The organism is Treponema sp. OMZ 788 (assembly GCF_024181245.1).
Lineage (GTDB): Bacteria > Spirochaetota > Spirochaetia > Treponematales > Treponemataceae > Treponema_B.
On the sequence record NZ_CP051199.1, the window covers coordinates 2,403,075 to 2,428,377 of the forward strand.

The window sequence follows — 25,303 nt, forward strand, 5'->3', positions numbered from 1 at the left end:
CCCCCCCCGAAAATTTGACTATAAACTACTGGTTGTTTTAGATCAATACGATGCTGAAAATAATGGAACTACAATTACTGCACGGAGACTGGTCAGCGGCTTAATTAACATGGGCTGTAATGTAAGAGTAATAAGTACAGGAAAAAAATCTGAGGATAAATTTACAGTCAATGAGTTAAAATTTCCTGTATTTGATAAGCTTATAAAAAGCCAAGGGATGATGTTCGCTAAACCCGATGCGGATGTTCTGTATGAGGCCATAAAATGGGCCGATTTAGTTCATTTTGTTATGCCTTTTTTCCTGTCAGTTAAAGGATTAGAGATAGCACAAAAACTTAACAAACCTCACACTGCAGCATTTCATGTGCAGCCTCAAAATATTACTTATTCCATAGGTTTAGGCAAATCAAAATTAGCAAATGATTTTTTATACTATCTTATGAAAAATAGTTTTTATAAGCATTTCAGGCATATCCACTGTCCAACTATGTTTATTGCAAATCAGATAAAAGAACATGGTTATGATGCTGAAACTCATGTTATCTCGAATGGAGTTGCAGAACAATTTACATATAAAAAAACAGCTAAACCTAAAGAGTTTGAAAATAAATTCGTAATACTGATGATAGGAAGACTATCAAAAGAAAAAAGACAAGAAATTTTAATTCACGCAGCAGCAAAATCTAAATATGCGGAAAAAATACAGTTAATTTTTGCGGGAAAGGGACCTCAAAAAAGAAAATATGAAAAACTATCAAAACATCTTAAAAATAAGCCGATTTTTACTTTTTGCACACAAGACGAACTGATAAAAATCATATCTTATTCGGATTTATATGTACATACAGCCGATGCCGAAATTGAGGCAATATCCTGTATAGAAGCTTTTTCTTGCGGTTTAGTTCCAATAATTGCAAACAGCCCCCAATCGGCAACACCTCAGTTTGCCTTGGATGAAAGAAGCCTGTTTATTGCCGGAGATGCCGATGATCTTGCTAAAAAAATAGACTATTGGCTGGATAACAGTGATGAAAGAAAAAGGCAGGAAATCAAATACGCAGAATACGGTAAAGAATTCGCTCATGATGCCTGCCTGCAAAAAATGATTCTAATGTTTGAAAAAGAGATAAAAGAATTTACCGAAAAATCTTTATCAATATCATAAAAAATTTGCATAGAAACATCTTTCTTACTTTCTCAGCCTGACTCCTTCAATGTCAGAGCTGAACAGTTCTCTTAGGTCATTTAAACCTAGGGCCATGAGGGCCATTCGGTCTATGCCGATTCCCCATGCCAAGACGGGGACATCAACGCCCATTGTTCTCGATACTTCAGGACGGAGAATTCCTGAACCGCCAAGCTCAAACCAGCCTAGAACGGGATGCTTTATGTGTACTTCAATAGAAGGTTCCGTAAAGGGGAAGTAGCCGCCTACATATTTTACCTCGGTAGCCCCTGCTATTTCGACGGCAAACATTTTGAGTATTCCCAATAAGGTTTTTAAATTAACCTCATTACCTAAGACTATACCCTCGGTTTGATAAAAGTCGGATAAGTGGGTTGCATCGACCTTATCATAACGGAAACATCGGGCTATGCCGAAATATTTGCCGGGAATTTTTGCCTTTGCAAGCTGATGGGCTGAAAGAACGGTGCCTTGGCTTCTGAGCAAGAGCCGCCTTGTAAAATTTCTGTCAAAGGAATAATTCCAGCCTCGGCTGCCTGTGTTTCCGCCCGTTTCATGGGCTTCGGCAACGCGGGATAAAAATGGTTCTTCAATGCTTTTTGCATGGGTCGGATTTTTTATGTAATAAACATCGTGAATATCGCGGGCTGCATGAAATTGCGGCATAAAAAGAGCGTCCGAGTTCCAAAAGTCTGTTTCTACGAGCGGACCGTCAAATTCTTCAAAGCCCAAACCTACGAGCTTATCCTTTACACCTTCCAAAAAATCGCAGTAAGGATTTGTTCTTCCTGCAACTATTCTCGCAGGCGGAAGATTGATATTGTAGCTTCTGAATGTTTGATTTTTCCAGCTGCCGGTTTTTAAACTATCGGCTGTAAGTTGACCTGTTTCATCCCCTGTTATACCCTCGGCTTCAAGCTCTTCCTGAAGCGAAGGTACATCTTCAGTAAACCCGTAAACAACAGAGTCCCGCTCTACAATCTTATAGGGGCTGTCAGAAGCTCCGCGTTTTTTTGCGATTGAGTTGATTATTTCCCGCTCTTCATCATCAAGGTCTTCTTCAGCTATGATATGGCCTTCTGTTTTAAGCCCTTTTTTAAGCAATTCTACGGTTATTTTAAAGCGCTTTGATTGAGGTTCTTGCACAAAGGAAGCCTTTTTTTCTTCATTCATCTTAACGGCGCCTTCTTTTGAAAGAATACCGAAGGCCGAACCCACATCCTTATTTTCCAAATTAAGGGCATCGGCAATTTCAGGAAGCTTCAGCTCGCCCTTTTCTTTTAAAAGCTGCAAAATTCTTTGTTCCGGAGTTCCGTGCTCGGCAAAATCTGTTCCAATATTTGTAAGTTCAAAAAATATATGTTTTTTGCGGTCGGTTTCTTTTATAAGCCCCTTCATTTTGAGCCACGAGAAAACCTGATTTGCATGACCTTCTTTATATGAAAGTTTAAGCTCAAGTTTTTTATTATCAAGATACTCGCCTATTTTAAAATTTTTTAAAACCTTAACCTCAAGAGGATGAAGATTTTTGATAATGTTTTTGATATCCATAATTTACTCCGAAATTCTATCTAAAAAAAGATAGAAGATTATAGCATATTTTTAAGTCTTTGTACACAATTAGGCTTATATAATTTTTTAGGACTTTACAAAAAATCTTACATATTATATAATACTGTGTCGGTTGTGTGCTAAATATTTTGGGCAAAAAAGCCGATAAGAGAGAGACAGTACCTGTAATTTTGGAATGTTGATTTGTACTTTTTTTATTTAATTATGGTATAGTCAAAAGAGGAGTTTAAAGTGTCAAGAACACGAACATATAAACGGGCAGAAAACAACTTGGTACGCTATTTTAACGAGCTTTTTAAGGCTTTTTGTACAAGCGTATCTAAGGGTGTAATGAAATTCATCAATGGCGGACGCAAAAAGCTGACCATCATGGTTGTTCCGCATTCTCAAAAAAGGATTGTAAATTTTCAGGCAAGCATTTTTTCGCTTGTTTTTGTATCCATACTTCTTGTAGGTATTTTAGCCTCATTTTTTTGGTTTACGGCAGAATCAGCAGCTTCAGCCAGAAAACTCGCAAATTTAAAGGAAGAAACACGCAAAACACAGGCCAGTCTTAATATTTTGAAAAACGAAACAAACGACCTTTTAAAAAATGCAAAGAATTTTCAGTCTACACTTTCTTCTACATTAACCTCATTGGGTTTACAGTCCATTATGGAAACAGGTGCTGAAAACGATGACTCAAGCGATCTTTCTCTCCTCTTCAATGTACAAGAGCAAGCCCAAGGAACTGCAAGGGAAGTCAGCGAGCTTAAAAAACTTTCAGCATATTTGCAGGATACAATTCAGCCGGTTCAAGAAATGGCAAAGCTGATGGACACTCAAACAGCCCTCTTTTCGGATATTCCCAGTCTTTGGCCTATTAAGGGCGGTATAGGACATATAACAATGGCCTTCGGTCAAAACCGTCATCCCTTTACGGGTCAATGGTACATTCATACCGGTATAGACCTTGCAACGGGACGCTCCGGTGATCCCATTATGGCTACGGCTGACGGACAGGTTATTACGGTAGAAACCGATTCGGGCTGGGGAAACTACATTATCATCAAACATAAGCACGGTTTTTTTACAAGATATGCTCACCTAAGTTCGTTTAGAGTTACGCGAGGACAGCATGTACAAAAAGGTCAGGTTATAGGCTATGTAGGAAACACGGGTATTTCTACAGGCCCCCACTTGCACTATGAGGTTCACATAGGTTCCGATGTTGTAGATCCTATGAAATATCTTAACATAAAAAATACCGGAAGAAAAAAATAGTCATGGCCGATTTTATTGACGATATTTCCATAAACACAATCATAGGCCCGGGAACATTTGTAAACGGAAGTTTAAGTGTACCTGGATTTTTGCGTATAGACGGAGATATAAACGGGGATATAAAAACTCCCGGAAGGGTTATAATTGCAGAGAATGCAAGAGTCCGCGGAAACATACATGCAAAATCTATAACTATAGGCGGAATGGTTCAAGGTGATGTGATAGCTCCGGAAAGCGTTGTTGTCTTGTCAACAGGCCTTATTTTAGGCTCGGTTTTGACAAAAAAAATACGATTGGATGATGATGTATTTTTACATGGCTACTGCTTTGCCGTAGATAATCAAGCCGAATTTGAAAAGGCAGAAAAAGAATATAAAAACAGGCAGGGGCTTGCAGCCTCGGCCCTTGTTCATTCCAGGTGAGGCAGCCCATGGGAAACTCTGTGGATACAAGAAACTATGTTTCCGCTCTTAATACTGCCGCACCTCTAATCGCCAAAGATTCGTACATTCAAAAAAATCAAGCACGCAAAACTGAAGAGGCTAAGCTAAAAAAGCCTAAAACTTTTTTGGAAGCAATTTTAGACAATAATGTTCAGGAGACGGAAGAATCCGATTATGAAAAAAAACTGGAAGGTCTTACGCCTGAAGAGAGAAAAAAAGCGGTAGACGATATTTTGGCCGTTTTACAGGACGATGTTTATTCCAGCGGCTCAAATTTGGCCGAAAATGTAAATGCGGAAACAATAAACAAATATAAAAAAGCCGTTAAAAGCTTTGTAAACTTTGCACTTCAACATTCGCTTAATGTTAAAGCGGTAACTTCAGGCGGATTAAATCCGTTAAAACAGAAGAGTTATGTAATTGTAAAGGTTATTGATGAAAAAATAAATAAACTAACACAAGAGCTTTTATTTAATCAACTTGAAAAGCTGCAAATTTTAGACAGACTCGATGAAATAAAAGGTCTTTTGGTCAACTTGACTACATAGCGGGGTAATAATGGATTATGATATTAATGAAAATATAGAAGATATTGAATCTCTTGAAGATAATGACCAACGGCCTGTAAAGACAAGCTCGAATCCTAACGATTTTCCTCAGCCCCTATATGAGCTTAATTTGGATTATTCGAAGGAAAGCTTCTATGCAATAGCTTCCGAGAGTCAGGAATTTAATACGGGAGACTTTGTTCTTGTACCTACACGATACGGTAATGATGTTGCTCGTTTCGGAGGCCCGGTCAAAACTCCAATCAATGCCAATCCTGATGAGGTTGTAAAAATTATCCGAAAAATCAACGCTGAAGAAGAGATTATTTTGGAAGAAAACCATAAAAAAGAAAAAGAAGCGGCCAAAATTTTTAAAGAAAAGGTTGCATTAAATAATTTGGAAATGAAATTTATCGGTTGTCATTTTTTATTTGATGAACCAAAGGTTTTATTCTTTTTTAGTGCAGACACCCGTATAGATTTTAGAAAATTGGTTAAAGATCTTGTTGCAGTTTTTAAGGTGCGAGTTGAGCTAAGGCAGATAGGCGTTCGGGACGAATCCAGAATTATAGGAGGCCTAGGCTGCTGCGGACGGCCCTATTGCTGTCATAGCGTAACCGATAAACTAAAACCTGTTTCAATTAAGATGGCAAAGGAGCAAAACCTCTCGCTCAATTCATCAAAAATATCGGGACAGTGCGGAAGGCTCTTATGCTGTCTTTCTTACGAATATGATTGGTATGCAGAAGCCCGAAAGGCAATGCCGCCTGAGGGAGCTAGATTCCCCTATGACGGCACCGTCTTTAAAATTACCGAGGTAAACCTTCTTACCCAAATGGTCTCCTTATTGGGAGAAGACGGCCGTATACTTTCACTACCTTCAAAACGGATAGTCAATATCGGCGGAAAGTGGCAAGTAAGATAAATTATTTATCGGTTTCTTTTTCGGTTATACCCAATTTTTTTAAATAAGCATAAAGCTTATCTGCAGTATGTTTGCTGATTGCGTGTTCCATTTCGCATGCATCGATATCTGCAATTTCATAATCTACATTAAGAACTTCAGTTAAAAATGTTCGAAGAGCATTATGCCTTGTACGAACTTCTTTTGCGATTGCTCTGCCTTTTTTTGTTAAAGTAATTGTTCCATAAGGCTCTTGCTCTATATATCCGTCATCTTTTAGACCGCCAAGAGATTTATTAACACTCGCTCGTGAAACATTTAATGCACGGGCAACATCAATAGACCTTACTTGTTCATCAAGTAAAGATAGATCATAAATCCGTTCAAGATAATCTTCTTTTGAGGAAGTAATAGTTCCTGCTACATGTGTTCGTTTATTCATAGTGATATTATACACTATTTCCTTTGACAAAACAAGAACTTTTTTGTATCATATATCAAAGAATATTTGTTCTAATTTTATGTTTTGGCGGCAAAATAAAAATATGATAAAATCAAAAAAAAATATACTGTTATTTATATTTTTAATTTTTATAAATTTTAACACATTTACTCATCCTCATATGTGGTTTACAAGCTCCCTTGAAGTTGTTTTCGCAGGAAAAAACTTAAAAGGAGCCTATGTTACATGGACCTTTGACAGATTTTTTAGTGCAGATGTAATCAGCGGTTATGATATAAACAGAGATGGTGTATTCAGTGCTGCAGAAACAGCCGATGTTTATGAAAACGCCTTTAGTTATTCGGAAAATTTTTATTATTTTACATTTATAAGGCATGGAGAAAGGCGTACAACCCCTGAGCATATCGAAAAGGCATCTTTTTCCGTTTGGCAAAAAAACGGTATTGTTACTTATAGGTTTTTTATCGATTTAAGTGAATTTAAAAGCCGAGAGATATTTTTAGCATGCTACGATTATACTTTTTATTGCGATATAACTTATCCTAAAAATGCGGCCGTAAAATTCATATATGATGAAAGCCTGGTGCAGCCCTCATACACTATTATCGAAAATAAAAACTATCCTGTATACTATAACCCTTTGGGAGCAATGGATGACAATAGAATATATTATAAATGGGCACCCGGCCTTAATACCTATTATCCCAAAGAAGTAAGAATCAGGTTCTAAAGCGCTTATGAGAAAAAGCTTAATTTTTATCGTATTTTTTACTCTTAACATAAGCCTCTTATTTGCAAATCCCTTTACAGGAAAAAAGAATTCTCCCGTGCCCGTATATCAAGGGCAGCCTTCAGAAAACATATTGCATGGACAGCGTATATTGAACCAAAAGCTGGGAGATTATATAAGCTCTTGGAAAGAAAATAAAAATTTTGATATTTTAGTATCCATTCTGGCTATTTCATTCTTATACGGCTTGGTACATGCTGCAGGCCCGGGACACCGTAAAACGATCATCTTCTCTTTTTACCTTACAAAAGAATCGAATGGTTTGGAGCCTCTTTTTACCGGACTTGCTCTGGCAGGAATGCATGGAGGAGCGGCCATCATCCTCATGATGATTTTTAAGGGGCTTTCGGGAGCCATACTCTCACGCTCAAATAATGCAATGATATACATGGAAGGAATTTCCTTTTTAATCTTAATAGTTTTATCCCTTTACGGAATAATAGATGCTGTAAAGGATATAAATACAAAAAAAGATTCAAACCATAAAAAGCTTAAACTCGGAGCTATTTTAATAAGCGGCATTTATCCCTGCCCGGCTGCCATGCTTGTCTTGGTGCTGGCCGTAAGCCTTGATATCTTGGCCTTGGGCATCTTTGCAGCGATAGCCATGTCTCTAGGTATGAGTATTCCGATAATAGCATCGGGATATTTAGCATGGGCCGGCAGAACAGGTCTTTTTTACAGACTGAAAAATAAAGAAAGACTAGTAGCCATAACCGGTTCAATTCTTCAAATCGGAGCATACGGCTTTTTACTCTACATTTCGTTAAAAACGGCCTTGCCTTTTATTCTAAGTTTGTTTAGAATGTTAAAATAAAATTTACTTTGCGGGAGTTAATATGAAATTTATAAATCTTATGAGAATTTACCTCTTTGTCTTTTTTGTGATACTTATTGGAAGCTGCTCAAGCGTACAACAGGATTGGAAAACAGACGGTTCCACTATCGAAAAAGACCTAGTCTTATCAAAAAAGCAAGGACTCATGTTCTTTAGTGCCTCAGACACCGATCCGCAAAGTAAAAAATTGCTGGAGAATGTTTTTACCGGATACCTGTTTTCAAAGATAAACAAGGATTTTATTTTTTATAATATAGATATAGTAAAGGAAGAAAGTTCGGCTGATTCAGTCCAATTAGCAAAAAACTATGTTCTTTTTTCGGATTATAATATTACACAAGTACCTTACCTCTGTCTGATAAACGAATACGGAGATGTTTATCATTCGGATACAATTCCCGAGCAAATTAATAACTCCTCTTCATTTTTAGAGCATCTGAATAAGCTGCGGGAAAAGAGTCTAACGGTAGAAACCTTACGAAAAAATATAAATGAGGTAAGCGGCCCTGAAAAAATAAAAGCCATCAATACTTTTTTTTGAAAAAATTTATCTTGTCGATTCAGAAAAATACAGGAGCTTTTTTGACGAAGGAATAGAAAGCGATCCTTCAAATGAAAGCGGTTTATTGGGCTCATTTATACTTGCAAGAATGAGCTTAAATATTGAACCCTTATTAAAACAGCAAAAGTACACTGAAATAATCGCCGAGCTAAAAAAGACCTTGCAAACAGGTCTTTTAAGCCCCGACGAGGAGCAGCTTACCTTATGCAATATAGCTACATTTTATGCCCGCCTTCCAAATCCTCCTATTAAAACCATACTGGAGCACCTTGAAGCGGCCTTAAAAAAAGCACCTAATTCTTTTAGAGCAGAAACCATAAAAGAAGACATTGAATACTTAAAGAATAAGAATTAAATACTTATATCTACCAAACTTGAAGAAGGATCTTTCTTTGTAAGAATCTGTGAAGCATATCGGTAGTCCGGTTTTATCGATATCATCTCTTGGCGTAAATCTGCCATTCTTGACTGCAAAAGCTCTCTGTTTTTTTTGTTTTGATCGATAACTTGGGATTGCAGCCTATCGAGATCCGACTTAAGCCTTACAACTTCGGTATCACCCTTATCGGGCATACCGAAGCGGTACATTTCTTCTATCGGATCTATTACTTTTTGAATTGTAAAAATATCTCCGATTATTGACTGCTCCAACTCTGTGTGATGTACAAGGGCATCTATATTATCTTCATGGATGCTTCGCTCCTGTGTTTCAAGTACAACAAGATAGTCGCTGAATTTTTTCCTTTGTTCTTGTAAAAGGGCCTTAAACCTCTTGAGAACAGCCACCCTCTGATCGATTTCTTGACGGCTTAATGCTTGTTTCATAAGACCCCCTCTATCCGGCTATGTTCACGCCTACAGAAACCTCAGACCTTTGAGGTATAGACTGAGAAAAAATTTGTTTCCATACATCATATAATTCCTGCATCATAGAGCTTACATCCAGCAAGGGTTTATAGTCTTTTTTTAGATTTGCAGTTAAAAGCTGTTGATTAAAATATGAATAAATTGAAAGAAGGTTTGCAGCTATTTCTCCTCCTATCTCCATATCCAACGCAGCCATGAGTTCAGTTATAATCTCTTGAGCCTTGATTATGTGATTATTGATTGGTTCAATATCTTTTGCCGGAATTTTAGGTACACGCATTTTAGAAATTGCTAAATTTATTTCTTTTATCCCCTCAGTATAAAGCATAAGAATAAGAGAACCCGGACTTGCCGTTTTAACACTTGTTTCCTTATAGGCTGCTGCAGCCTGACTATTATAACTCATACCCCCTCCAAAAATAAAAATAGGTGTCTCCTAAACTTATCGGTATTTAGAACAAGGTCTTTAGAAAACTTATTGACAAACAAAAAAAAAGACCATATAATATTTAACTGAGGTTCAAAATGAAGAAATTTGTAGGAACTACATCGAGGGGGCTGATTGCTCCGATAATCAGGGAAGGCGACGATATTGCTGCAATTGCAGCAGAAACTCTTTTAAATGCGGCAAAGGCTGAAGGATTTAAGATAAATGACAAAGATATTCTTTCCGTTACAGAGTCCATAGTTGCCAGAGCACAGGGAAACTACGCAACAGCTGATGATATAGCATCCGACATAAGGTCAAAATTCGGAGACTCATGCATAGGTTTAATCTTTCCGATTTTGAGCCGGAACCGTTTTTCTGTTTGTTTGGAAGGAATAGCCCGCTCAAAAAACAAGCTCATCATCATGTTAAGCTATCCGAGTGATGAGGTCGGCAACCATCTGATTGATCCCGATGTTTTTGAAGATTCCGATGTAAACCCGTGGACAAATTCTTTCACTCGTGAAGAATTTAGAAGCAAATTCGGCGACCACAAACACAAATTTACAGGAATGGATTATATAGAATATTATGACTCGATAATCAAGAAACACAATCCTGAATCTTTTGTAATCCTATCCAATGATCCTAAAAAAATAATAGAATACACAGATTCGGTTTTAGCCTGCGACATTCATACCCGGAACAGAACAAAAAAGCTTTTAAAAAAGGCTGGAGCGAAAACCGTTTTGGGCCTTGATGATATTTTAAGCAGCTCCGTCAACGGAAGCGGCTTTAACTCGGAATACGGACTCCTTGGTTCAAATAAGTCGGGAGATGACAGAATAAAACTCTTTCCTCATAATGCACAAGTGATCGTCGATAAGATACAGAATATAATAAAAGAAAAAACCGGCAAAACAATTGAAGTTATGGTATACGGCGACGGAGCATTCAAGGATCCTATAGGTAAAATTTGGGAACTTGCCGATCCGGTTGTGTCCCCCGCCTACACAAAGGGCTTGGACGGAAAACCGAATGAGGTAAAACTAAAATATCTTGCCGACAACAATTTTAAAGACTTAAGTGAAGAAGAACAAAAGCAAAAAATTGCCGAATATATTGAAAAGCATCAAAAGGAAACTTCCTCGCATATCGACTCTATGGAGTCTCAAGGAACTACACCTAGGAGGCTGATCGACTTAATCGGTTCGCTTTCAGACCTTACATCGGGAAGCGGAGATAAGGGAACACCTATAATATTTATACAAGGATATTTCGACAAATATACGGGTTAGTCTTTTACTTTGAAGATGTGTTATGTTTATAAGAGAAAAGATCGTATTCACAAATAAAAAAGAAAAGAAAAAACAGGCTTTTTTAGGCAGCTTATTCGTGCTTCTATATGCCTTTCTTATAATGCTGATAATTTGGCTTTTAGGAATCTTCCCTCATGCACAAATAGATCAGCTAATCTTTACCGCCGTAACACCAATTGACGGCACAAGCAGCGAAGTTCTTTTAAGCTTTTACCTAAAAGCCATTGTAATTCCGCTAGTTATATCACTGGTAAACATTATTTTCATCTTAAAAGAAGTAAAATTTATTTTAAAAACAAAGAAAGGAAAATCTTACCGTATCTTCCCTATTTTGATAAGGAGACCTCGTCTTTATTTATGGATCTATTTAGGAATTTTCTTAGGATATGGTCAATATAAATTCGGCTATATTCAATATGCTTATTACAAATTAAGCCCGCCTACCGACCTCTATGAAAAAAATTATATCGACCCGGCAAAAGTAGAATTTTCTTTTCCTCAAAAAAAGAGAAATCTGATCATACTCTATCTTGAATCAATGGAAATAAGCGCCGTATCAAAGGAATTCGGCGGCTTATCCCGCTATGATCTTATTCCTGAGTTACGGCAAATAGCCGAACAAAACCTTTCATTCAGTCATAGTGAAAATTTGGGAGGCGTTACACAAGTAACCGGAACATCCCACTCAATCGCCTCCCTAACCTCATTAAACCTAGGCGTGCCGTTAATCTTAAATCTGCATTCTTTTGATTCATCTTCTTTTAAAATTTCATCCTTAAACACAACCTCAATAAAAATAGATAATTTTATGGAAGGCGGTTACGGGCTTGGCGACCTCTTAAACGATAACGGATATAACCTTGTGTTCAGTATGGCTGCCGACAAGGGGTTCGGCTGTCTGGGTAATTTTTTAACCGGCCATAAAAATTTTAAGATTCAAGATTATTCTTATTTTGTCGAAGCCGGAAGAATACCTAAGGGGTACAATGTATGGTGGGGTTTTGAGGACGAAAAACTTTACCAATTTGCAAGGGAAGATATTGTTGCACTTTCAAAGGAAGATAAGCCTTTCGCCTATATCTTTTTTACTGCCGACACACATTCACCCGGGGGGTATGCAGATGAAAAATGTCCTAATATCTATTTTGAAAAAATACACAATGTTTATGCCGGAGCATCAAAAAAAAGCACATGACTTTGTGGAATGGGCTAAGACCCAATCTTTTTATGAAAATACGACAATCATTATTTTGGGAGATCACTTATACATGGGCGGAGACCTGTATCCTCCGATAGTAAAATTACAAGATAGACATGCCTACAATGCCTTTATAAATTCTGCAAAAACAACGGACAAAAACAAAAATCGGCTTTTTACAACCTTTGATCTTTTTCCAACAGTTGTCGAAAGTCTCGGTATCGAATTCAATGCAAACGGGCTCGGTTTGGGCCGCTCCCTTTTTTCAGGTGAAAAAACTTTGCTGGAAGAAAAGGGGTTAAAGAAACTGAATGCCGAAATAGAAAAACGCTCAATATTTTATGAAGAACAACTGATGAAAAAACACTAAACCATTATCAGTCTGTCCTCAGGCACTTCTTCAAAATAAGCTTTTAAATTAAGGAGCATATCATCAAGGTTTTTACAATTTAAAATCCGGCTTTTTTATGTGATGGGCAAAGCTGAAATTATCGCAAAAAAAGGCAAAAAATCTTTGAGCCCTTGTAAGATAAAATTCTTGGGGCTGCTCTTCCTGTAAAAAATTTAAAAACAACTCCGCTGTTTTTAATAAGTCGATTTCGATTTTTTCTTCTATTTCGGCAGCTGTTCCATTTTTTAAATGCCCCTTTGCAAGCTCATAAAAAATCCACGGCTTTTGCACTGCCGCACGGCCTATCATCCAACCCGCACAAGGATATTGTGCTGCATTTTTTTCTAAGACTTCAAGGGAATTTATATCTCCATTCCCATATACAGGAATCGGTAAATCGGAGGAAAGACGGGCTGTGTACTCATGCTTACAGGGCCTTGAATATTTTTGCTTTTGAGTACGCGGATGGAGGGTAATCAGGTCGACACCTTCACAAACCAACATCTTACAAAATGACAAAAGCCGCTCATAATCTTCAGTTTCACCCAAACGAAGTTTTACACTAAAACGGATTGGTTCAGTTTGAGGCCCGGACTTTTGTTCATCATACATCAAAACAGCTTTTTTGATATTTCTTACCAAAGAAGCTGTTTGCAAAATAGGCTTTTTCATCCATGCAAAACCTGCCCCGCTATTCACAATCTGAGGTGCACAACAGCCCATATTTAGGTCAATTCCTAAACCTCCGTATTGAAGTAAAATAGGAATACAGGATGCTGCGGCTTCCTCCTCAGGGCTTGTAATCTGCCAGATGAGTTTTTCAGGAGACGGATTTGCCCTAAAATACCATTTTTCAAAACCTCCGCCGGATATAGCCGAGGGAGCATGTATCATTTCGGAAAAATACTCATCCGGCTCCTTAAAACAGGCAACCAGCCTTCTAAAAGCGGAATGAGTTATTGCAGCCATTGGTGCGGATATCAAATTCATAAGTTAAAAAACCGTATATTTTATAACTTCATCTATTTGGATGTAAAGTTCAAGCTCGGCCTTAAACAGACCGGATTCTACAAAAAGACGAGGAGGAGATTTTATCAAAACAGCCCCTCGAATTTCCTTAGGTTTATTTTTTAAAAATGTTCTTGCATATTGCCGGACAGCATTTTTCACGGCCTCAGTATAGGCATCATAAACACCTTGAAGTTCATCAAATCGGTCTCCATGTCCCCTACCCTTTATTGTCTTATGAGCGTTTTTTGTCCAAAGGTTAAAATGTCCTGCATATGATTCAGGGATGCCGTATTCGGCCCACGAATAGCAATATGGATACTGAACCTTTAAGTCGGTAACTTTTATGTTTTCGGAACTTGGTTTAAACACTGTTTTAAGCTCAAAGTACTCTTCTACATTACGCTTTTTTGTCTGATGGAGTATATACAAACTCCAAACCGTAGGTCATACCTGCAAGAACATAGGCTGAAAGCTCAAGCAAGGCTTCTTTAGGCGGAGTGAATTTCGGTTTATTATCATCATCCTTTAATTTAGGAGCTTCATCTACAAAAACCCATACAGGAGCCCTTACAATAAGGGCATCACTACCGGAAGCCCCGGAATAAGTATCCGCATATAGAGAAAAACTTATAAAAAAAATAAGCACTGCAATGATCTTTCTCATAGATTACTTATCGGATGGTTTTATCTTCCCATTGAATTCCAGACTTTAAGAGGCTTTATTCCGAAACGGATTCTTATATAAGCCCATCCTGCAAGGAGACCGATAAAGTGAGTCAAATGCGCAATTCCATCGCCTACAGAAAAGATGCTGATCAACTCGATTACGGCATAACCTAAAATCAAAAGAGGAGCGGGAATAGGAACCAGTCCCCAAAGGTAGATAACGGAATTGGGATAAATTACAGCATATAAAAAGCAAAACCCCGAAAATTGCTCCTGAAGCACCTACAAGGGTAATATTGTAAAATCCGGTTGCAGCATAGACAAAAAAGCTCAAAGCTCCATCTATAGTTCCGATTAAAAGATAATAAAGTAGAAATTCTTTTGTTCCTATTTTTCGTTCTACAGGAGCACCGAAAAAGAATAGAGCAAGCATATTAAATGTTAAATGAAAAAAGTCACCATGAACAAATTGATAAGTAAAAAACTGCCAATATGTTTGTGCATAAATTACAAGAACAGGAACCAAGCCTAAATATGCACTTAAATTTCTAAAAAGGCTTGTGAGTACAAAAACGGCAGCATTTATCAAAGCTATGGCAAATACGGCATTCTTATAAGTATATTTAAAAGGTTTTCGTAAATAGTTCATACCATAAAATATCGAGAATTATTAACATTTCGGCAAGTTGTTTTTGGATAATGTTACACGATTTCTGCCGTTTTGCTTGGATTCATATAGGGCCTTATCTGCTCTTTCAACTATGGACTTTGCAGGCTCAAGATCAAAATTATAACTTGATACTCCTATCGAAATGGTGACTTTGATGCTTTGCCCATTGTAAAGTATAACCTTATCTTCTACAAGTTTTCTAATCCGTTCAGCTATAGCCATAGCTGCATTGGACGGCGTATTATTAAGCATCACTACAAATTCTTCACCACCGTATCTTGCAGCCGTATCTGCATTCCTTGTACAAGATTTTATAACCCTTGCCACTTCTTCCAAAACAATATCGCCTGCAGCATGGCCATAGGTATCGTTTACCTGCTTAAAAAAATCTATATCAAGCATCAAAATAGATAGAGCGTCTTTTTTAAAACTTGAAGAATTAATAGTATCCAAACGCTCCATCAGCAATGTAAAAAAATAATGCTTTAATTTTAGATGAGTCATTATATCGGTCGTAGTCATTTCTAAAAGCTGAGAGTTATTTATGGCAATGGCAGCCAAGGATGCGATATTTTCGATAATGCTTTTTTCATAATCGGTAAATTCATGGGAGCTTTCTATTTTCTCGCCTAAAAGTAAAAAACCTATCATTCTATTTTTTGCTTTTAAAGGTACAAAAAACGAAGGTCTTAGGCTAAATAAGTCTTTTACTATTTTGTCTATTTTTATGTGCCGGCTTATTTCATCCGGTGTGTGTCCCGAATCGGATTTATCCAAAAAACTTATCAGAGGATGATCTACATTTATAGAATATTGAATATCCCTAGATATATCAAAACCGTGATGATCTCTGTTTAATACAAAAAGATTATCGTCAAAGGATTTTTTTGTAAAAATTGCCGCTCCAAAGGTTTTTAACTGAGCCATAACTACATATAATATTGCTTCAATAAGACGATCAAATTGCAAAACGGAATTCAAGCTCTTTGAAATTTGCAATAGCTGTTTTAAATCAAAAATTTCTTTTTCTTGATGCAAAATCTTATCTTCATTTGGAGTGGGTTTCATAATTTTTACCTGCCTTTTCATTTAACTCCGATATATCTATCACAACATATCTTTTTAAAAGTTCTATCATCTTTTCAAAATTTTCCATTCCATTTGCAAATGCTGCAAACCTATCTTTATTTTTTGTAGAATTTATCATTGCCGTTATATTATGCACATTTTCCGGCACTGTCTTATAAGTGTCTTTTATTATTATATTACAAAATTTAAGTAAGTTCAAATAATGCTTACCTGCTTCTTCTAAAAATTTTTTTTGCACGCAGGTTAATCTCATCCAGAATTTTCGATAAGGGTTTTTCGAAATCACCCCCGGCCTCGATTCTTGTTAAATAACCTCTTACGAGTTCTATCGAGGACTCATTTTTACCGTACATCACTTTTTCAAGTTCATTTATTTTTTCGGCTACAGCCGAACAATAATAGTAGTCAGCCGCAAAGTCCGACTTCATTTTCTTGTCCTCAAAAAGCCCCTCTACCAAAAGCTCCCTCAAAAAAGGCTCTATGGCAGGCTCAAAAAAATTCTTTGTATATGTTTTTAAAATTTCCAACGGCTGTATCCAATCTAGCGAAAGACTGGTTAAGGCTTGAATTTTGGTATTTAGTTCTTCATTATAAACCTCCAGCCTTAAGATGTCGATATTGCCGAAGAGGCCGCTGATAAGCGACGCCATTTGAACATCTTGCCTTAGTTTAAGAATTTTTTTTGTATCTGCACCAAAATTTGTTATAAGCCGTGTTTTATATTCTTCTATTTCTGAAAAAACACGAGGCGACTTTGTTTTATCTTCAAACTTAGGATCTTTTTTAATCAATTTTGCAAGATTTATTAGTGTATCTTTACCCAGACTGTTTTCAAGCTTTGAAGAAAAACTCTTTAAATTCTTTTTTATAAAAATCTCATCCACCTGTTTATCTGAAGGAAGATTTTCATTAAGGAATAAAATGCCATCTATCAAGTGCTCATCTATAGATATATTACGGATAAGATAATCCAAATCAAGAATCTCTTGCAGCACCGTCATGCCATCTACATTTTCAAAATTATAATGTTCACGAACGGAGTCCGTATTTACGATGGTATTAAAACCCGGATCAAAATAAGCAAAGAAAGTATTAAATTGAAAACTGCAAAAATCAAAAAAGGCAAACAGTTTATTGATTTTTAAATCTACAGCCTTAAAAACAGGATCAGTCAACGAGAATACAAGCTCGTCTAATTCGTTTGTCTGTTCCTTAATTTTTTGGTCAAAATCCTCTCTCATCAGATCCGAAATTTTGTCCATACGGCTGCTGAAAGATACATTCTCTTTTAGAATTTTTTGATTATCGGTAAATGCAGATTCTACAAGTTTATCCAAAAAAAAGCCTGAAAGTCTTATGTCGTTGGAGCATATGGATTCCCGTAGAATATGTTTAAAAGTTAGGCTTATCCTGTAAAGCTCATAGATGATGATGGGTAAACCGGCCAAGATGGTATTATCGTGACGGTATACCGGATACTTACACCGCTTTAGTTCCTGAATGATATTCCGGAGTGCTTTTTGAGAGCCCGCATCTTCTTCACTTGAATAAAACAAGGAATAAAAGAATTCTTTTATATACCGAATAAAATTAGATAATATTGACACGCGATATATTACCAAAAATTATGCTTATTTTCAAGAGACCGCAAACTCATTTTCAACCGATAGAATAATTTATTACACCATTAGCTGTTTGCTGTCATCAAATTTTGGGGTATTATTAATTATGAGTTATGACTATGCATCTATTTTAGCTAAAAATATAAAAAGGATTAGGCATAAGTTGGACATATCCCAGATGGAATTAGCTCTCAGGGCAGATGTTTCAATTGCATTTATCAATGCAATTGAAAATAAGCAAAAATGGGTATCAGCCGCAACCTTATCAAAAATAACGGATGCACTCAATACAACTCCTTATGAATTATTTCTTACAGATGATATAAGTCAAGAAGATTTAACGATAATAGCAGGCCGCCATGCAGAACTTATCAAAGATTTGAATAACTTATTAAAAAAACATACATTAGGCTGCCTCAAACATGAGTCTTTAGATAAAAATCAATGATTTTGCTTTAATTAAAGATAATAAGTAACTTTTACTTTGAAATTTAGTTATAGTTTGAGCAAGAATAATACAGCATATTTATTTTAAATCAAATGTTATGACGAAAAGCAGTTTAAGTTGTTTACCTTAATGTCAAATTTTTATAAAATAGATACGCTAAAAAAATTTAGCATCCATTGAAGGAGGCAGGCATGAGACTAAAACAAAAAATTTTGCTCTCAAATGCAATAGTATTTAGTGCTCTCATAATTATTTCGGTATTCCTCAATTTTTTTTATGCAGCAAATATTTTTTCGACAAATCTCAACAAAAAAAACAAATTAAAGGCTAAACTTATAGCTCAAGAGATAGACGAATGGCTGGTTGAAAAAATGACAGTAATCGAGCAGACTATAGAAACACTGGTTTATATGGATATTACGGATCAGGAATCATGCACAGGATTTTTGGTAAACCTAAATAGACTAAATCCGGAAACCGATTATGCGGTATTTTTTGAAACGGGAGTTTTTGCAAATGGTCAAGGTTGGAAACCTGATTCCTCCTATGATCCCAGAAAACGGCCTTGGTATATAGAGGCAAAGAGTACTAGAAATACCATAATCACTAATCCGTATCACAGCATAAGCTCAAGACCTGATTCAATAGCTTTTTCTGTTTTGAAACAATTTACCACAAAAAAAGGAATTGATGGGGTATTTTTAGGAGAAATAAGGATAGATGAACTCTTATCTCTTATAGAAAAATTTAAAACCAATGACGGAGGCTACTCTTTCTTGATTGGAAAAGATTACAAAATATTATCTCATCCTAATGAAAAATACCAAATGAACATAGAAAGCTTTACAGAGCTTTACGATATTGAAGGCGGAAACGATTTTATAGAATATATAGCTAAATTAAAATTCAACGGCGAACACAATAAATTTTTACCGGCCGTAAAAGATTATGACGGTAACGAAAGATTTTTCTACTTTGCAAAATCGGATACAGCCGACTGGATCGTCGGATTTACAATACCGGCATCTGATTTGTACTCTCCCATAAACGGATTGAAATTTAGAGCCATACTATTTGCATCAATATTTATCATCTTTGTAAGTATTCTATCACTATTGATTGCAAAAAGATTGGCATCACCCATCGAAACTATTACAAACCGTCTGGAAAAGGCTGCAAAAAATAATGAGCTTATTAAATTCGACTTTTTAGATGTGCAAAGTCATGAGCTTGAAAGAATTGCAATGAGTTTTAACTCTGTAGTAAAAAATGCAAAATCGCATCTTCAAGGCGAAGCAAATTTTAGCTTGAATTCTCTTACAATGACGCAAAAGATAGATAGAATCACACTTGAAATGACTGAAGATGAGGAAGTTTACATTCTATATTTGGATATAGATAAATTTAAAACAATAAATCAGCTTTGGGGATATTACGCCGGAAACGCCTTGATACAGCATATATATTCTATGATTTTAAATCATATAAAATCGGCAAACATGCCTGAAGATTCCCTTATGCATGTAATAGGTGACGAATTTGCAATATTTTATTTCGGAAGCGAAGAGAATGTTCGTAATTTTACGCAGAACCTTATCGACAAAATAAACCGTGAATACTTTATTTGGAACGAAAAAAAGCTGACAATTTCAATTAGTGTGGGTGTCGTAAATATTCCTAAGATACCTCAAAACTCCCAAGAGATAGTATCGAATGCATACGATGCTTGTGCAACAGCTTATAGAAACGGAGGCGGCCGTTACGAACTTTTGTCCTCATCAGGCATAACGAATTTTTCTAGAGGAAATATCTCATTCTGGTTAAACACAATACAAAAAGCTCTTAAAGAAGACAACTTTGTTTTATATGCACAGGCAATTATGCCTTTAAAAGATACATTCCATCATCATAAGTATGAAATTTTAATTAGACTTAAAACTCATGATGATCATATTATTATGCCGGATGTATTTATTCCTATCGCCGAAAGATATAATCTCGTATATGAAATAGATAAATGGGTTATAAGAAATACCTTTGCCTTTTTTGCAGATGCATTAAGTAAGGGGCAATTGGACAACAATGTAATATTTTCAATAAATATTTCGGCAGACTCGTTTTTTTCAAATGATCTTGTAGAATTTATAGCTGAAAGCCGCAGGGCATTAAATGTACCCGCCCACAACTTCTGTTTTGAAATAACTGAAAGCTGTGCAGTAAGAAACTTGGAAGCTACATCTCAATTTGTTACCGAATTAAGAAAACAAGGCTTTTCTTTTTCGTTGGACGATTTTGGAAAGGGCTTTTCTTCTTTCCCGTATTTAAAGACTCTTCCGATAGATTATGTAAAGATAGACGGATCTTTTATAAAATCCATAGATAAAGATTACATAGATTTTTCAATGGTTAAGACAATGCGGGATATGTGCTACCACTTGGGACTTTATACTATCGGGGAATATGCAGAGAATGAGCAGATAGTTTCAATTTTAAAAGATATAGGTATAGATTACGGACAGGGGTATGCCTTCCAAAAACCTATTCCTATCATGGAGGCTATAAAGCCTCGAGCCGATAGGAACGGATATAGGACTTAGTTCTTTTTTTCGCCCCATATTTCTTTAAAGGTATGGATTGTTCCGCAGTATTGGCAGGCATATCTATTGTCGATAGTGCGGTAGAAAATAGCCGGAACGCCTTCGGATTGTGCAGGATGTGAAACACAGGCCTCGTTTTTACAAATAAGATCTTCAAAGTTGTAAATTCGGGGCGGCAAATGTGTGCGGTATTTTGCTTGAATCTTTCCGTCTTTTATGAGATTAAGGGTACAGCTTGAAGCAACAGCTGACAGCCTCTTCAAGTCTGCCCTTGAAAAATTGTACTCACCCGGCCTGAAAATAATACCTTTAAAGATGCCCTTATCCTTTGTAGATGTGGATACCCACTCTCCGCCTCGGCCCTCTTCAAGCCCCATAACATTTATTATCTTGGACATATGGTGCCTTATTACGGACGGCTTATCTCCGCGGCAAATATGGTCAATAACTATTCCGTTTTGGATAGGCCGTACTCCTTCAGAAAAGGTTTCTACCTTACTTTCGTTTGAGCTTCCGACAGGTACTTCAACAATATAATCTTCATCTTCAAAAGCTGATGATTTTTTAACTTCAGGCCCATTATAGTCGCTGCCTATTTTACCTGCTATCATTGACAATAGAACCATCCTGACATACATTCCGTTTATAGATTGCCTTTCCCAGCCGTTAAGCGGAGTTGTATCTAAGAATGTAGGAATAGTCGGATGAACGCGGTGCCTTGGCAGAGGATGATAAAAGCGGGTATTTTCAGGAAGTTTTTCGATAAATTCCTTTCGGAAAGTGATGGAGCGGCGCAGCTCGTCTTGTTTTTTTAACACCTGTTCACCCATTCTTTCAAGCTGGGGGCGTGTAAAATACCAGATAAGAGCTGTCTCGGATTGTTCAAGGTACTCCTCTATGGAGGAGAATTCTCTTACGGTAAAACCGTTTTCCTGCATTCTTACCTTGTAGTAATCGGGCATAGCAAGCTCAGGAGGAGCTATAAGGTCAACCTTTACCGACTTAAAAATTTTGAGTCCGTCGGCCTTTGAATGGACTGTACGGCCGTGGTATAGGTCGCCGACCAAGGCTATGTGAATACTATCGAATGACCAGTTGTTGTCTTCGATAAATGTAAATTCATCAAGTAGCTCCTGGGTAGGATGTTCGTGTTTTCCGTCACCGGCATTTATAAAGGCAGGCTTTCTTTTTAAGTTGTTTCTTTGATAAAAGGCCTGAGCCTCATCTTCAAGCCAGCGGCAGACACCCTCTACCTTACTGCGGACAATGAAGATGCTGTTTTGATAACCGGCAAGGGTATTAAATGTGTCGGCATAGCTTTCTCCCTTGTTAAAGGAGGATGATTCTACTGCAAGATCGCTTAATTTTACTTGATGAAATTTAGCTGCATTTCTAAATGATTCCTTTGTACGGGTGCTTGGCTCCAAAAAAACCTCATAGATACCGAAGTCTTTGTCGTTAATCCTAAATTCATCCATGACCTTTTGATCATCTTCTTGAATGGCTTTTTTTAGACGCTTTGTTTTGTCAAAAAGGTACTTTCTTTCATCGATTGATAGATCATCGATAACCGTCAATGAACGCCCCATAAATTTGTTTTCCATTTTAAACTCCTGTTAAAAACAAAAATGCAAAAAAAAACATCGGAAAAACCGATGTTATCAAAATAAACGAGGAAGGCAAAATTTGCAGCTTGTAGTAACTAAGGAATAAATCATCTTGCACCTCCATTGAAATGGATCTTACCGCCCATATCGGGAGGGATTTTATCAAAAAATAAAAAAGCTGTCAATAGAATGTAAAAAATAGTTGAAATTGCCTAGAAAAAAGTATTATTTTATGATAAAATACCGCACTTAGGAGTTTTTTATGAACACAGTCTGGATTGTCGGCATTGTTGCCGCAGCACTCTTACTCATGTATGGAATTAGATACATGAAGAAACTTAATATGAGCTTTAATGTCCGTGTTGTTACTGCCCTCGCAGTTGGTATCATCTTTGGTGCAATATTGCAGCTTACTATTAAAGATACAGCTTTGATAAAAAAAGCTATGAGCTGGATTACTTTAGTAGGAAGCGGTTATGTAAGATTGCTTAGGATGATTGTTTACCCGTTAATTATTGTCAGTATTACAAAATCCATTGCTACACAAAAACAAAATATCGGAAAAGCAGCAGGAAGAATTTTAGCTGTTCTTATGATAACCGTTGCAATATCTGCACTCGTTGGAGCTCTTACAACTTCTGCATTCGGCTTGTCAGCAGAAAATCTTACAGCCGGTGAAAGCGAAATTGCAAGAGGAAAGGCCATGGAAGGCAGGCTTCATGACTTTGAGGCAAAGCCTATTCAGCAGCAAATCCTTGAAATTATCCCTATCAATCCCTTTTACGCATTTTCAGGTCAAGGAACAAACGCAACATTGGCTACAGTTTTCTTTTCGGCAATGCTTGGTTTTGCAGCATTATTCTTAAAGAGAAGTAATTCCGAAAGTGCAGATGTATTTATCAAATGGCTTAACTCGTGTTCCGATGTAGTAATGAGGCTTGTACGCATGGTCCTCCGTATTACACCTTACGGCGTTTTAGCCCTTATGATCAATATAACCTCAACTTCAAATTTCTCTGAAATTTTAAGACTTATCGGATTTATCGGAGCAAGCTACATTGCTATCATAATCATGTTTATCGTACATGGATTATACTTGCTTACAGCAGGATTAAACCCCATAACATTCTTTAAGAAAAGTTTTTCAAACCTTATGTTTGCATTTACTTCAAGATCTTCGGCAGGAACCCTTCCTCTGACTATTTCAAACCAAGTAAACAACTTAGGTGTTCCCGAGGGAATCGCTAACCTCGCAGGAAGTTTGGGTACAAGTATCGGACAAAACGGATGTGCCGGAATTTATCCCGCAATGTTGGCAGTTATGATTGCACCCACATTGGGAATAAATCCATTGGCACCAGTCTTCCTTGTAAAGCTTATCCTAATTACAGCCTTAGGCAGCTTCGGAATCGTTGGTGTAGGAGGCGGTGCAACATTTGCTGCAATCATAGTCCTGTCCTCAATGGGACTTCCGATAACACTTGCAGGTCTTCTTGTTGCTATTGAGCCCCTCATCGATATGGGCCGAACAGCCTTAAATGTAAGCGACTCTCTTCTTTCCGGTGTAATTGCCGCAAAAAGAACAGGCGAGCTGGATGATACAATTTACAATAGAAAAGAAATCATCGTTGAATAAGGAGTGATTATATGACAATAAATATTGATTCCAAGGTATTGGACTATTTAAAGAAAATCGATTCTAAGGCAATAACTATTGACCTAATAGGTTGTGCTTCCTGAGGCGTTGGGGAACCCCAGCCGGTCGTGTCACCGGTAGAACCTAAAAAAGATAAAGAAGACTTCAAATTGATAAAATCGGGGGATATTGATGTTTATGTGAAAAATAAAATCAATGCATCCAACGATACTCTTTTTGTAAAATACAAGAAAGTATTGTTCTCCGAAAAATTGATTGTCGAAGGTATCGTTTTTTAGGCATTTGAATAAAATATAATTAAGGCGGCAGGAAGGTCTTTATAGGCCTCTGCCGCTTTTTTATTAAAATCTTCTAAATAAAACTTGACAAATTTAAACCTCTGTGCTAGCATATTGGTGGTAAGGCCACGACTAAAAAAAGTTTTATGGGAGGAATGTTATGAAAACGGAGGAACAAGGTTTAAAAAAAGAAAAAATCGCATCGGTTATTCAGGACGAAATTTTAACCGGAATCTTTTCAGCCGGAGAATATCTCCCTCCTGAAAGAGAATTGGCAGAACGCTTTGGCGTTTCAAGACCGGTAGTACATGAGGCCCTGCTCAGCTTGCAAACCAAGGGGCTTATCACAATTAGACCGCGGCACGGCTGTACAGTAAACGATTTTACCTCATTTATATCTATCGGACTTTTAACCGAACTCTATCGCAATAAGCAAATATCCGAGCCTGAAAAAATTGAAGAAGGACTTGTAGAATTCAGACAGCTTATTTTAACTCATATAATAAAAAAACTTATAAAAAGAATTTCAAATTTATCGGTAAAAGAACGCTATCATTTTTTTCTACCTTTAAATAATAAGATACATTTTTCAAGTCCGGAAAACATTGAAACCTCAGCAATTGAAGATTTTGAATTTTACCTTACACTAATAGATTTATCCGATAGTCCTATTTTTCTACTTAATTTTGAAACATCAAAAGAAATTTATAAACACCAATTTAAACAATTCTTATGTGAAAAGCTTTCTTATGCGGATAAAATTCCGGAATACAAAAAACTTTTTCTTAACGCCTTAAATTCTGCAAATGAAGAGGCCGCGATAAAAATGATGATACAATTAACAAAACCTGAAACATATAGAGAAGGAGCTTATCTTAGCTAGGAGT

At 36.7% G+C, this 25,303-nt stretch carries 27 protein-coding genes and 2 pseudogenes; 17 read left to right on the top strand and 12 right to left on the bottom strand.

Annotated features, from left to right (window positions below; translation table 11 throughout):
• Nucleotides 1-73 precede the first annotated feature (73 nt).
• Nucleotides 74-1,165 (top strand): glycosyltransferase, encoded by a 1,092-nt coding sequence (locus E4O00_RS11925; RefSeq protein WP_256484010.1) that lies wholly within the window; start codon nt 74-76, stop codon nt 1,163-1,165.
• A 24-nt stretch (nt 1,166-1,189) separates the two neighbouring features.
• On the opposite strand, the gene E4O00_RS11930 is transcribed toward E4O00_RS11925, so the two are convergent.
• The gene (locus E4O00_RS11930; RefSeq protein WP_253677575.1) at nt 1,190-2,737 is read right to left on the bottom strand and encodes a phenylalanine--tRNA ligase subunit alpha; all 1,548 of its coding nucleotides are present in this window, start codon (nt 2,735-2,737) and stop codon (nt 1,190-1,192) included.
• Nucleotides 2,738-2,989: 252 nt separating this feature from the next.
• Here E4O00_RS11930 and E4O00_RS11935 point away from each other — a divergent pair, with 252 nt between their 5' ends.
• The 4 genes from E4O00_RS11935 to E4O00_RS11950 are packed head-to-tail and all read left to right on the top strand — an operon-like array spanning nt 2,990 to nt 5,937.
• Nucleotides 2,990-4,021 (top strand): M23 family metallopeptidase, encoded by a 1,032-nt coding sequence (locus E4O00_RS11935; RefSeq protein WP_253677576.1) that lies wholly within the window; start codon nt 2,990-2,992, stop codon nt 4,019-4,021.
• Nucleotides 4,022-4,023: 2 nt separating this feature from the next.
• Nucleotides 4,024-4,443, top strand: a complete 420-nt coding sequence (locus tag E4O00_RS11940; RefSeq protein WP_253677577.1) for a bactofilin family protein — start codon at nt 4,024-4,026, stop codon at nt 4,441-4,443.
• Between the two features lie 8 nt (nt 4,444-4,451).
• Nucleotides 4,452-5,012, top strand: coding sequence for a YaaR family protein (locus tag E4O00_RS11945; RefSeq protein ID WP_253677578.1), 561 nt, complete (start codon nt 4,452-4,454; stop codon nt 5,010-5,012).
• A gap of 10 nt (nt 5,013-5,022) precedes the next feature.
• On the top strand, nt 5,023-5,937 hold the full coding sequence (locus tag E4O00_RS11950) for a PSP1 domain-containing protein (protein ID WP_253677579.1): 915 nt from the start codon (nt 5,023-5,025) through the stop codon (nt 5,935-5,937).
• A 1-nt stretch (nt 5,938) separates the two neighbouring features.
• Here the strand turns inward: E4O00_RS11950 and E4O00_RS11955 are convergent, their stop codons facing one another.
• A complete protein-coding gene (locus tag E4O00_RS11955) occupies nt 5,939-6,358 on the bottom strand; it encodes a metal-dependent transcriptional regulator (RefSeq protein WP_253677580.1) in 420 nt (139 codons plus the stop codon).
• Nucleotides 6,359-6,461: 103 nt separating this feature from the next.
• On the opposite strand from E4O00_RS11955, the gene E4O00_RS11960 reads away from it, so the two are divergent.
• The 4 genes from E4O00_RS11960 to E4O00_RS11975 all read left to right on the top strand — a co-directional run bounded on the left by E4O00_RS11960 (nt 6,462) and on the right by E4O00_RS11975 (nt 8,924).
• Nucleotides 6,462-7,109 carry a DUF1007 family protein gene (locus E4O00_RS11960; RefSeq protein ID WP_253677581.1) on the top strand — a complete coding sequence of 216 codons (648 nt, stop codon included), beginning with the start codon at nt 6,462-6,464 and terminating at the stop codon, nt 7,107-7,109.
• A gap of 7 nt (nt 7,110-7,116) precedes the next feature.
• Nucleotides 7,117-7,986: a nickel/cobalt transporter gene (locus tag E4O00_RS11965; protein ID WP_253677582.1), complete on the top strand. Its 870-nt coding sequence runs from the start codon at nt 7,117-7,119 to the stop codon at nt 7,984-7,986.
• A gap of 22 nt (nt 7,987-8,008) precedes the next feature.
• Nucleotides 8,009-8,548, top strand: coding sequence for a hypothetical protein (locus E4O00_RS11970; protein ID WP_253677583.1), 540 nt, complete (start codon nt 8,009-8,011; stop codon nt 8,546-8,548).
• Nucleotides 8,549-8,633: 85 nt separating this feature from the next.
• A complete protein-coding gene (locus tag E4O00_RS11975; protein WP_253677584.1) occupies nt 8,634-8,924 on the top strand; it encodes a hypothetical protein in 291 nt (96 codons plus the stop codon).
• On the opposite strand, the gene E4O00_RS11980 is transcribed toward E4O00_RS11975, so the two are convergent.
• Together E4O00_RS11980 and fliS are read right to left on the bottom strand one after the other, a co-directional pair.
• Entirely contained in the window at nt 8,921-9,394 is a 474-nt protein-coding gene (locus tag E4O00_RS11980) for a flagellar biosynthesis protein FlgN (protein WP_253677585.1), read from the bottom strand. The genes E4O00_RS11975 and E4O00_RS11980 overlap by 4 nt on opposite strands.
• 10 nt (nt 9,395-9,404) lie before the next feature.
• Complete coding sequence (gene fliS / locus E4O00_RS11985) at nt 9,405-9,842, bottom strand: flagellar export chaperone FliS (protein ID WP_253677586.1); 438 nt, start codon at nt 9,840-9,842, stop codon at nt 9,405-9,407.
• 119 nt (nt 9,843-9,961) lie between these two features.
• Between fliS and E4O00_RS11990 the strand changes: the two genes are divergently transcribed.
• From E4O00_RS11990 to E4O00_RS12000, 3 genes are read left to right on the top strand one after another with little or no spacing between them, the layout of a single operon-like run.
• The gene (locus E4O00_RS11990; protein ID WP_253677587.1) at nt 9,962-11,161 is read left to right on the top strand and encodes a coenzyme F420-0:L-glutamate ligase; all 1,200 of its coding nucleotides are present in this window, start codon (nt 9,962-9,964) and stop codon (nt 11,159-11,161) included.
• Between the two features lie 22 nt (nt 11,162-11,183).
• Nucleotides 11,184-12,377 carry an LTA synthase family protein gene (locus E4O00_RS11995; RefSeq protein WP_253677588.1) on the top strand — a complete coding sequence of 398 codons (1,194 nt, stop codon included), beginning with the start codon at nt 11,184-11,186 and terminating at the stop codon, nt 12,375-12,377.
• Entirely contained in the window at nt 12,349-12,750 is a 402-nt protein-coding gene (locus E4O00_RS12000) for a sulfatase-like hydrolase/transferase (protein ID WP_253677589.1), read from the top strand. Before E4O00_RS11995 ends, E4O00_RS12000 begins: the two co-directional genes overlap by 29 nt.
• Here E4O00_RS12000 and E4O00_RS12005 read toward each other — a convergent pair.
• From E4O00_RS12005 to E4O00_RS12035, 7 genes and pseudogenes are all read right to left on the bottom strand, one after another.
• Nucleotides 12,747-13,761, bottom strand: a pseudogene (locus E4O00_RS12005) (tRNA-dihydrouridine synthase family protein). The gene E4O00_RS12000 and the pseudogene E4O00_RS12005 sit on opposite strands and share 4 nt — an antisense overlap.
• A gap of 3 nt (nt 13,762-13,764) precedes the next feature.
• Entirely contained in the window at nt 13,765-14,211 is a 447-nt protein-coding gene (locus tag E4O00_RS12010) for a hypothetical protein (RefSeq protein WP_253677591.1), read from the bottom strand.
• Complete coding sequence (locus tag E4O00_RS12015; RefSeq protein WP_253677592.1) at nt 14,180-14,446, bottom strand: hypothetical protein; 267 nt, start codon at nt 14,444-14,446, stop codon at nt 14,180-14,182. The genes E4O00_RS12010 and E4O00_RS12015 overlap by 32 nt, the downstream gene beginning before the upstream one ends.
• Before the next feature lie 20 nt (nt 14,447-14,466).
• A pseudogene (locus tag E4O00_RS12020) lies at nt 14,467-15,097 on the bottom strand (rhomboid family intramembrane serine protease).
• Between the two features lie 21 nt (nt 15,098-15,118).
• The gene (gene dgcA / locus E4O00_RS12025; RefSeq protein WP_371922695.1) at nt 15,119-16,207 is read right to left on the bottom strand and encodes a diguanylate cyclase DgcA; all 1,089 of its coding nucleotides are present in this window, start codon (nt 16,205-16,207) and stop codon (nt 15,119-15,121) included.
• The gene (locus E4O00_RS12030) at nt 16,167-16,406 is read right to left on the bottom strand and encodes a hypothetical protein (protein WP_253677594.1); all 240 of its coding nucleotides are present in this window, start codon (nt 16,404-16,406) and stop codon (nt 16,167-16,169) included. Before E4O00_RS12030 ends, dgcA begins: the two co-directional genes overlap by 41 nt.
• 7 nt (nt 16,407-16,413) lie before the next feature.
• On the bottom strand, nt 16,414-17,763 hold the full coding sequence (locus E4O00_RS12035; protein ID WP_253677595.1) for a hypothetical protein: 1,350 nt from the start codon (nt 17,761-17,763) through the stop codon (nt 16,414-16,416).
• A 172-nt stretch (nt 17,764-17,935) separates the two neighbouring features.
• Here E4O00_RS12035 and E4O00_RS12040 point away from each other — a divergent pair, with 172 nt between their 5' ends.
• Both E4O00_RS12040 and E4O00_RS12045 read left to right on the top strand, forming a co-directional pair.
• Nucleotides 17,936-18,277, top strand: a complete 342-nt coding sequence (locus tag E4O00_RS12040) for a helix-turn-helix domain-containing protein (protein WP_253677596.1) — start codon at nt 17,936-17,938, stop codon at nt 18,275-18,277.
• 191 nt (nt 18,278-18,468) lie between these two features.
• The gene (locus tag E4O00_RS12045; RefSeq protein ID WP_253677597.1) at nt 18,469-20,874 is read left to right on the top strand and encodes an EAL domain-containing protein; all 2,406 of its coding nucleotides are present in this window, start codon (nt 18,469-18,471) and stop codon (nt 20,872-20,874) included.
• On the opposite strand, the gene E4O00_RS12050 is transcribed toward E4O00_RS12045, so the two are convergent.
• Nucleotides 20,871-22,478, bottom strand: a complete 1,608-nt coding sequence (locus tag E4O00_RS12050; RefSeq protein WP_253677598.1) for a bifunctional aspartate carbamoyltransferase catalytic subunit/aspartate carbamoyltransferase regulatory subunit — start codon at nt 22,476-22,478, stop codon at nt 20,871-20,873. The genes E4O00_RS12045 and E4O00_RS12050 overlap by 4 nt on opposite strands.
• A 265-nt stretch (nt 22,479-22,743) precedes the next feature.
• On the opposite strand from E4O00_RS12050, the gene E4O00_RS12055 reads away from it, so the two are divergent.
• The 3 genes from E4O00_RS12055 to E4O00_RS12065 all read left to right on the top strand — a co-directional run bounded on the left by E4O00_RS12055 (nt 22,744) and on the right by E4O00_RS12065 (nt 25,299).
• Nucleotides 22,744-24,117, top strand: coding sequence for an L-cystine transporter (locus tag E4O00_RS12055; protein ID WP_253677599.1), 1,374 nt, complete (start codon nt 22,744-22,746; stop codon nt 24,115-24,117).
• Nucleotides 24,118-24,128: 11 nt separating this feature from the next.
• Entirely contained in the window at nt 24,129-24,416 is a 288-nt protein-coding gene (locus E4O00_RS14355; RefSeq protein ID WP_371921864.1) for a CC/Se motif family (seleno)protein, read from the top strand.
• Between the two features lie 160 nt (nt 24,417-24,576).
• Nucleotides 24,577-25,299, top strand: a complete 723-nt coding sequence (locus tag E4O00_RS12065; protein WP_253677601.1) for a FadR/GntR family transcriptional regulator — start codon at nt 24,577-24,579, stop codon at nt 25,297-25,299.
• The last annotated feature ends 4 nt before the right edge of the window (nt 25,300-25,303 follow it).